This is a genomic window from Streptomyces sp. NPDC059853 (assembly GCF_042731495.1).
Classification (GTDB): Bacteria; Actinomycetota; Actinomycetes; order Streptomycetales; family Streptomycetaceae; genus Streptomyces.
Genome location: NZ_JBHWJL010000174.1, coordinates 1 through 8,734 on the forward strand (window position 1 = coordinate 1; position 8,734 = coordinate 8,734).

8 protein-coding genes and 1 pseudogene are annotated in these 8,734 nt (G+C 73.1%); 1 reads left to right on the plus strand and 8 read right to left on the minus strand.

Going from position 1 to position 8,734, the window contains the following annotated elements:
* Positions 1-96: 96 nt before the first annotated feature.
* The 8 genes from ACFV5N_RS18120 to rimP form a co-directional block, all read right to left on the minus strand.
* Positions 97-1,044 (minus strand): bifunctional riboflavin kinase/FAD synthetase, encoded by a 948-nt coding sequence (locus ACFV5N_RS18120; RefSeq protein ID WP_385600565.1) that lies wholly within the window; start codon positions 1,042-1,044, stop codon positions 97-99.
* A 92-nt stretch (positions 1,045-1,136) separates the two neighbouring features.
* Positions 1,137-2,069 carry a tRNA pseudouridine(55) synthase TruB gene (gene truB / locus ACFV5N_RS18125; RefSeq protein ID WP_385600568.1) on the minus strand — a complete coding sequence of 311 codons (933 nt, stop codon included), beginning with the start codon at positions 2,067-2,069 and terminating at the stop codon, positions 1,137-1,139.
* Positions 2,066-2,554 carry a 30S ribosome-binding factor RbfA gene (gene rbfA / locus ACFV5N_RS18130; RefSeq protein WP_385600571.1) on the minus strand — a complete coding sequence of 163 codons (489 nt, stop codon included), beginning with the start codon at positions 2,552-2,554 and terminating at the stop codon, positions 2,066-2,068. Before rbfA ends, truB begins: the two co-directional genes overlap by 4 nt.
* A 38-nt stretch (positions 2,555-2,592) precedes the next feature.
* Positions 2,593-2,889: a DUF503 domain-containing protein gene (locus ACFV5N_RS18135; protein WP_385600574.1), complete on the minus strand. Its 297-nt coding sequence runs from the start codon at positions 2,887-2,889 to the stop codon at positions 2,593-2,595.
* Positions 2,890-2,967: 78 nt separating this feature from the next.
* Positions 2,968-6,006: a translation initiation factor IF-2 gene (gene infB, locus ACFV5N_RS18140; RefSeq protein ID WP_385600577.1), complete on the minus strand. Its 3,039-nt coding sequence runs from the start codon at positions 6,004-6,006 to the stop codon at positions 2,968-2,970.
* Positions 6,007-6,159: 153 nt separating this feature from the next.
* Positions 6,160-6,456 carry a YlxR family protein gene (locus ACFV5N_RS18145; protein ID WP_375060883.1) on the minus strand — a complete coding sequence of 99 codons (297 nt, stop codon included), beginning with the start codon at positions 6,454-6,456 and terminating at the stop codon, positions 6,160-6,162.
* Between the two features lie 104 nt (positions 6,457-6,560).
* Positions 6,561-7,604, minus strand: a complete 1,044-nt coding sequence (gene nusA / locus ACFV5N_RS18150; RefSeq protein ID WP_385600581.1) for a transcription termination factor NusA — start codon at positions 7,602-7,604, stop codon at positions 6,561-6,563.
* A gap of 2 nt (positions 7,605-7,606) precedes the next feature.
* Positions 7,607-8,143 carry a ribosome maturation factor RimP gene (rimP, locus tag ACFV5N_RS18155; protein ID WP_385600584.1) on the minus strand — a complete coding sequence of 179 codons (537 nt, stop codon included), beginning with the start codon at positions 8,141-8,143 and terminating at the stop codon, positions 7,607-7,609.
* Between the two features lie 244 nt (positions 8,144-8,387).
* On the opposite strand from rimP, the pseudogene ACFV5N_RS18160 reads away from it, so the two are divergent.
* Positions 8,388-8,734, plus strand: a pseudogene (locus ACFV5N_RS18160) (hypothetical protein); the annotation flags it as partial.

The following is an 8,734-nucleotide window of genomic DNA, read 5'->3' on the forward strand; positions in this document are numbered from 1 at the left end:
GGTTCCTCACGGACCGGCGGCGGCCGTCGTCGTCACCTCCCCTGCCCGCGAGCGCGGGCACACGGGCGCGGGCCGGTCACCGGCCCGCCGTACCGCTCAGCGCGGGGGCGGCGGCAGTTCCCGCACCCGCTGCTTGTCCTCCTCCAGCCGCGCCAGGAAGTCGTCCAGGCTGGCGAAGGTCTCCTGGCCGCGCACGAAGCAGTGGAAGTCCACGGCCACCCACTGCCCGTACAGGTCCAGATCGGTGCGGTCCACCACATGGGCCTCGACCGACCGGACGGTGCCCTCGAACTGCGGGTTGGTGCCGATCGAGATCGCCGCCGGCCAGCGTTCCTGCCCGGCCGTCAGCCACCCGGCGTACACCCCGTCCGCCGGGATCGCCGAGCCCGGCACGACGTCCAGGTTCGCGGTGGGGATGCCCAGGTCGCGGCCGCGCGCCGCACCGTGCACCACTTCGCCCTCCACCCGGTGCGGGCGTCCCAGCACGGCTGCCGCGCCCGTCACGTCACCCGCGGCGATCAGCCGGCGCGCCAGCGAGGACGAGAACGCCTCACCCTCGCCCACCTCGCCGCGCACGTACAGATCGATGACCCGGACGTCGAAGCCGTAGCTCTCGCCCAGTTCGGCGAGCGTCGCCACGCTGCCCGCCGCCCGGTGCCCGAACCGGAAGTTCGGCCCCTCCACCACGGACACCGCGTGCAGCTTCTCCACCAGCACCTTCACCACGAACTCCGCCGGGGAGAGCTGGGAGAGTTCCTTGGTGAACGGCAGCACCAGGACGGCGTCCACGCCCAGTTCCGCCATCAGCTCGGCACGCCGCCGGTGCGGGGCCAGCAGCGCGGGCTGGCTGCCGGGCCGGATCACCTCCATCGGATGCGGGTCGAAGGTGATGACCACCGCGGGAACACCCAGCTCCCGGGCCCGCTCCACCGCCTTGCCGATGATCAGCTGGTGACCGAGGTGCACGCCGTCGTACGACCCGATGGTGACGACACTGCGCCCCCAGTCACCGGGGATCTCCGCCATGCCACGCCAGCGCTGCACCGTTTACGCTCCTCGCCGATTCTCGCGGATTCCGGTGGGCCCATGCGGTGGCCCGCCGCGGCTCCAAGGTACCCGGCCCCCGGTCGGGGCCCTCACGACGGGGAGGCCGCGGGGGCGGTGAACACCGCGAGGCTCTTGGCCCGCGCGTCCCCCGCCGCGTCGATCAGCGCCACCAGCCGGCCCTCCGGGCCGAACACCGCCACCGGGCCGTCCGGCAGTCCGGGCGCCGCGATGCGCACCCCGTTGCCGATGAGCCGGGCCTGCCGCTCGTCCACGTCCCAGCGCGGGAACGCCGCGGCGGCGGCGTCGGCCAGCGGCAGCACGGTCAGCTCGGCGCGCAGGGCGTCCAGCGTGCGGGCGCCGCCCGGCCCGGTCAGACCGTACGGCCCGACCCGGGTGCGGCGCAGCGCCGTCAGATGGCCGCCGGTGCCCAGGGCCGCGCCCAGGTCGCGGGCCAGCGCCCGGATGTACGTCCCGGAGGAGCACACCACGCCCACGGTGACATCGGTGACGGGGGTACCGTCCTCGGCCACCGTCTCGCTGACCTGGTGCACGTCGAAGGAGCGCACCGTCACCGGCCGCGCGGGCAGGGCGACGTCCTCGCCCTCCCTGACCCGCTGGTAGGACCGCTTGCCGTCGACCTTGATGGCGCTGACGCTGGCGGGGACCTGGAGGATGTCGCCGGTCAGCGCCGCCACCGCGGCGTCCAGGGCGGCCCGGTCCACGCCGGGCGCGCCCGCGCCGCCGGTGATCTCGCCCTCGGCGTCGTCGGTGACGGTGTTCTGGCCGAGCCGGATGACGCCCAGGTACTCCTTCTCGGTGAGTGCCAGATGGCCCAGCAGCTTGGTGGCCTGGCCGAGCCCCAGCACCAGGACCCCGGTGGCCATCGGGTCCAGGGTCCCGGCGTGCCCGACGCGGCGGGTACGGGCGATGCCGCGCAGTTGCGCCACCACGTCGTGCGAGGTGTGCCCGGCGGGTTTGTCGACGACGACGATCCCGTCCGGGCCACCGCTGCGTTTGCTCATCGGTCGGTACGGTCCTCGGTGCCGTCGGTGTCCGCGCCGTCCCGGGTCTCCGCGGTACCGGCGTCGCCGTCCTCGCGGTACGGGTCGGCCCCGCCGGCGTACTGGGCACCCGCGGAGGTACGGCGTACCTCCTCGTCCCGCTCCCGGGCCCGGTCGAACAGGTCCTCCAGGTTGCGGGTGGTCTCCGGCAGCGCGTCGGGCACGAACTCCAGGCTCGGGGTGTGCTTGACCCCGGCCGCCGCGCCGACCGCCGCGCGCAGGACGCCCTTGGCGCTGCGCAGCCCGGCGGCGACCTCCTCGCGGTCGCTCTCGTCCCCGTACACGGTGTAGAAGACGGTGGCTTCCCGCAGATCGCCGGTGACCCGGGTGTCGGTGATGGTGACCCGGGTGCCGAGCCGGGGGTCCTTGATGCCCCGGTGCAGCTTCTCGGCGATCACCTCGCGGATGAGGTCCGCCAGCCTCTTCGCGCGCGCCTTGTCGGCCACTGGTCCTTCTCCTTGCCTGCCGTTCGGCTTGCTCTTCGCTATTCGTCGTGATCGCCGTGGATCCGCCGCCGCACGGACAGCAGTTCCACCTCGGGGCGGCCGGCCACCAGCCGTTCGCAGTCGTCCAGGAGCCCGGACAGATGCCCGTGGTCCCCGGAGACCGCGGCCAGGCCGATCCGGGCCCGGCGGTACAGATCCTGCTCACCGACCTCGGCGGCGCTCACCGCGTACGTGCGCCGGAGTTCGGCCACGATGGGCCGGACGACCGAGCGCTTCTGCTTGAGGGAGTGCACGTCCCCCAGCAGCAGGTCGAAGGACAATGTCCCGGTATACATACTGATGATCGTAACGGGAACGGCCGGGGCCGATCGACGGAGTTTTCGTACCCCGCCGACCGGCCCCGGCCCACCGCGCTAGACGCGCGGCTTCTCCCGCATCTCGTAGGTCGCGATGACGTCGTCGATCTTGATGTCGTTGAAGTTCCCGAGGTTGATACCACCCTCGAAGCCTTCGCGGATCTCGGTGACGTCGTCCTTGAAGCGGCGCAGACCCTCGATGTTGAGGTTCTCCGCCACGACCCGGCCGTCGCGCAGCAGCCGCGCCTTGGTGTTCCGCCTGACCTCGCCGGAGCGGATGATGACACCCGCGATGTTGCCCAGCTTGGAGGAGCGGAAGACCTCGCGGATCTCCGCGGTGCCCAGCTCGACCTCTTCGTACTCCGGCTTCAGCAGACCCTTCAGGGCCGCCTCGATCTCCTCGATCGCCTGGTAGATGACCGAGTAGTACCGGACGTCCACGCCCTCGCGCTCGGCTGCCTGCGTGGCACGCCCCTCGGCGCGCACGTTGAAGCCGATGATGATGGCGTCGGAGCCGGCCGCCAGGTCGATGTCGGTCTCGGTGACCGCACCCACCCCGCGGTGCAGGACCCGCAGGTCCACACCCTCGCCGACGTCCAGCTGGAGCAGCGAGGACTCCAGGGCCTCCACCGAACCGGACGCGTCGCCCTTGATGATGAGGTTGAGCTGCTGGATCTCGCCTTCCTTGAGCACCTTGTCCAGGTCCTCCAGCGACACCCTGCGGACCCGCTTGGCGAAGGCCGCGTTGCGCTCCCGCGCCGCACGCTTCTCGGCGATCTGCCGGGCGGTGCGGTCCTCGCCGACCACCAGGAAGTTGTCGCCGGCGCCCGGCACGTTGGTCAGACCCTGCACCAGGACGGGCGTGGACGGACCGGCCTCGTAGACGTTCTTGCCGGAGTCGTCCAGCATCGCCCGCACACGGCCGTACGCGTCGCCCGCCACCATGGTGTCGCCGACGCGCAGCGTGCCGCGCTGGACGAGCACCGTGGCCACCGCACCGCGACCGCGGTCCAGGTGGGCCTCGATGGCGATGCCCTGGGCGTCCTGGGCCGGGTTGGCCCGCAGGTCGAGGGCGGCGTCCGCCGTGAGGATCACGGCCTCGAGCAGCCCGTCGATGTTGGTGCCCTGCTTGGCGGAGATGTCGACGAACATGGTCTCGCCGCCGTACTCCTCCGCGATCAGGCCGTACTCGGTCAGCTGACCGCGCACCTTGGTCGGGTCCGCGCCCTCGACGTCGATCTTGTTGACCGCGACGACGATCGGCACCTCGGCGGCCTTGGCGTGGTTGAGCGCCTCCACCGTCTGCGGCATCACACCGTCGTTGGCGGCGACCACCAGGATCGCGATGTCGGTCGACTTCGCACCGCGGGCACGCATGGCGGTGAACGCCTCGTGACCCGGGGTGTCGATGAAGGTGATCTTGCGGTCGTCGCCGTTGACCTCGGTGGAGACCTGGTACGCACCGATGTGCTGGGTGATGCCGCCGGCTTCGCCCTCGATGACGTTGGTCTTGCGGATCGCGTCCAGCAGACGCGTCTTGCCGTGGTCGACGTGACCCATGACGGTCACCACCGGCGGCCGCTTGACGAGGGCCTCTTCGCCGCCCTCGTCCTCACCGAACTCGATGTCGAACGATTCGAGCAGCTCGCGGTCCTCCTCCTCGGGGCTGACGATCTGAACGGTGTAGTTCATCTCGTCGCCGAGGAGCTGGAGGGTCTCGTCGGAGACCGACTGGGTCGCGGTGACCATCTCGCCCAGGTTGAACATCACCTGGACCAGCGACGCCGGGTTGGCGTTGATCTTCTCCGCGAAGTCGGTCAGGGACGCACCGCGCGACAGCCGGATGGCTTCACCCTTGCCGCGCGGCAGCATCACGCCGCCGATCGACGGGGCCTGCATGGCCTCGTACTCCTGGCGCCGCTGCCGCTTCGACTTGCGGCCACGCCGGGCAGGACCGCCGGGACGGCCGAAGGCGCCCTGCGTGCCACCACGGCCACCGGGACCACCGGGACGGCCGCCGAAGCCCGGACGGCCGGCGAAACCGCCGCCGCCACCGGCACCGCCGCCACCACCGGGACGGCCGGCGAAACCGCCGCCGCCACCGGGCCGGCCGGCACCGCCAGGACGGGCGCCGCCGCCACCGCGGAAGCCGCCACCGCCGCCGGGGCGCGGACCGCCCTGGCCACGGCCGCCGGGACCACCGGGACCGCCGCCCGGACGGCCGCCGGCCGCCGGACGCTGCGGCATCATGCCGGGGTTCGGACGGTTACCGCCGCCGGGACGCGGGCCGCCGGGGGCCGCACCCTGCGGACGGGGCATGTTGCCCGGGGTGGCACGGCCGCCACCGGGCGCCTGCGGACGCGGACCCGCCGCACCCTGCTGGCCGCCACCGGGACGCGGACCGCCCTGGCCCTGGCCGCCGGGGCGCGGCGCGCCGCCGGGACGCGGGGCCTGCGGACGGGCCATGCCCGTGGAGCCACCGGTCGAGAAGGGGTTGTTGCCCGGGCGCGGACCAGCCGGACGTGCGCCCGGCTTCGGGGCGCCCGGCTTGGCGGCGCCGCCGCCCGGCTTGGCACCGGCCGGCTTGGGGGCCGCGGCACCCGGCTTCGGGGCCGGACGCGCACCCGGCTTGGGCGCTGCGCCACCCTGGCCACCGGGGCCGGGACGCTGGCCGGTGGGACGCGGCGCCGGCTCGGGGCTCGGCGGCGCGGTGAACTCGGGCGCCGCGGGGCCCGGCTTGGCACCCGGCTTCGGGGCGGCCGGCGGCGGGGTGGGACCCGGCCGCGGGGCATTGCCCGGCTTGGGGGCCTGCGCACCCGGCTTGGGCGCGGCGGGACCCGGACGGGGACCGGGGGCGCCCGGCTTGGGCGCGGCTCCCGGCTTGGGGACACTCCTGCCCGGCGCACCGGGCTTCGCGGACTTCCTGGCACCGCCGGAACCCGCGCTGAGCGCGTCGGTCAGTTTTCGGACAACCGGCGCCTCGATCGTCGAGGACGCCGAACGGACGAATTCACCGAGTTCTTGGAGCTTGGCCATGACGACCTTGCTTTCGACTCCAAGCTCCTTGGCGAGCTCGTATACCCGGACCTTAGCCACTTCGCTCCTTACGGTCCGGGGTGGGTCGTCCCTCGGACCTTCGCTATTTCACGGGCGTACTCATCGCGTACTCATCGAGTGCTCATCGCAATCTCGACCTACTTCCGACTCGCGAGGTACCTGGACCGCGTGGTGACCACCACGCGGCGCTTCTTACGTTTGGTGCGTTTCCTGTGCTTCCGCCCGGCCGACCAGCCGCGCCAGCTCTCCGGTGTCAAGCGGCCCCTGGGTCCGATAGGCCCGGGGGAACGCCCGACGGCGGACCGCCAGCTCGTAGCAGGCCGGTACGGGATGCACATAAGCGCCCCGACCGGGCAGCGTACCGCGTGGATCGGGAACGCACCGCCCCTCGATCACCACCGCACGCAGCAGATCGTCCCGGGCCGAGCGTTGCCGACAACCGATGCACGTCCGCTCCGGGCATGCCTGGACACGTGTCCGGCCAGACACCGTAGATTCTACCTCCCCGTACGTACCGCTTCCCTACCCGGGTGGGCACGATCAGCGCCCCGTCGCGCGGGGCTCCGGCTGTCACAACGGCGCGGAGGCCGTTCTCATTCCCCGGACGGGCGCGCGTCCCCTCCGCCGGGCGTGCCCTCGGGGCGCCGCTGCTCGGTGTCGGGGCGGATGTCGATGCGCCAGCCGGTCAGCCGGGCCGCCAGCCGGGCGTTCTGCCCCTCCTTGCCGATGGCGAGCGAGAGCTGGTAGTCGGGGACGGTGACCCGCGCCGAGCGGGCCGCCGCGTCCACCACCTCGACCCGGCTCACCCGGGCCGGGGACAGGGCGTTGGCCACCATCTCCGCCGGGTCGTCCGACCAGTCCACGATGTCGATCTTCTCGCCGTGCAGCTCCGCCATCACGTTGCGCACCCGGCCGCCCATGGGCCCGATGCAGGCGCCCTTGGCGTTCAGCCCGGGACGGGTGGAGCGCACCGCGATCTTGGTGCGGTGGCCGGCCTCGCGGGCGATCGCCGCGATCTCCACCGAGCCGTCGGCGATCTCGGGGACCTCCAGCTCGAAGAGCTTCTTCACCAGGCTCGGGTGGGTGCGCGAGAGCGTGACGGACGGGCCGCGCGCCCCCTTGGCCACCCGCACCACGTAGCAGCGCAGCCGGGAGCCGTGGGTGTACGACTCGCCCGGCACCTGCTCCTGCGGCGGGAGCACGGCCTCCATCTTGCCGATGTCCACGAGCACGCTGCGCGGGTCGCGGCCCTGCTGGACCACGCCGGCCACCACATCGCCCTCGCGCCCGGCGTACTCGCCGAAGGTGACATCGCCCTCCGCGTCCCGCAGCCGCTGCAGGATGACCTGCTTGGCGGTGGTCGCCGCGATCCGACCGAAACCGTCCGGGGTGTCGTCGAACTCGCGCGGCTCGGGCCGCTCGCCGTCCTCGCCCACCTCCAGGTCGGCCACGTCCTCCTTGGCCCACACCGTCACATGGCCGGTGGCACGGTCCAGCACCACCCGCGCGTGACGGCGGCTGCCCTCGGTGCGGTGGTACGCGATGAGGAGGGCCGATTCGATCGCCTCCACCAGCAGATCGAAGGAGATCTCCTTCTCCCGCACCAGTCCCCGCAGGGCACTCATGTCGATGTCCACGGCTACGCCTCCTTCTGGTTCTCGTCGTCGTTGTCGTCGCCAGCGTCGGCGGCGTCGCCGGCCGCGGGGCGGTTGAACTCGATCTCCACGCGGGCGGAGGCGATCTCCGCGAACTCCACGCGCCGCGCGGTCGGGCGCCGTCCCTTGACGCCGGGCACTTCCAGGTCCAGGCCGCCGTCGTCCACGCCGGTGATCCGGGCGGTCAGCTCGCCGCCCTCGTGCAGCTTGGCCTTGATCAGCCGGCCGAGGGCGCGGCGGTAGTGGCGGGGCTCGGTCAGCGGCCGGTCGGCGCCGGGCGAGGAGACCTCCAGGACGTACGGCGCGGCCCCGAGGGCGTCGGCGGCGTCCAGCGCGGCGGAGGCGGCGCGGCTCAGCTCGGCGCACGCCTCCAGACCCACGCCCTCGTCGGTGTCCACCACGATCCGCAGCACCCGGCGCTTGCCGGCCGGCGTCAGCCGCACGTCCTCCAGGTCCATCCCCCGCTCCGCGGCCAGCGGCTCCAGCAGCTCCCGCAGCCTGTCGATCTGGGTCGTGCTCATCCGGGTGACTCCTCGGCCGCGTCTGCTGTTGTGGGGATACGGGGGGGCTCGCGCCCGCGGCACAGCCTATCGTCTGTGGCACGGTACGCCGACCGCGTTGTCGTCCCGTCCGGGCACGCCGGGAAGGCGGGGTCGCGGACCGATGAGCTGAGTGCACAGGTACGCTCACCTTGCGGTGATCTCCACTGGAGATATCGCTGACGCATCATCAGATGACCTCACCTGCGGGAAGTACGGGGAAGCCATGTCCAGCGGCCCGCCCATCGAGCTGCCCAGACGTACCCTTCTGCTCACCGGCGGCACCCTCGCCGCCCTGACCGGTCTCACCGGCCTGCTCAGCGGCTGCTCCGGGGCGGACGGTGCCGGCCCCGACCGCACCGGCGAAGCCGTCTCCGGCGGCGACGAGGGGCTGCGGCGGCGGGCCGCCCGGGACAGCTCCAAGCTGCTGGCCCACTACGACGCCGTCACCGGCGCCCACCCCGGCCTGGCCGGGGCCCTGACCCCGCTGCGGGAGACGGTCGCCGCGCAGCTGACCACGCTGCGCGAGGACGACGCCCCGGCGCCGGCCTCCGCTCCCCCGGTGCCCTCCGA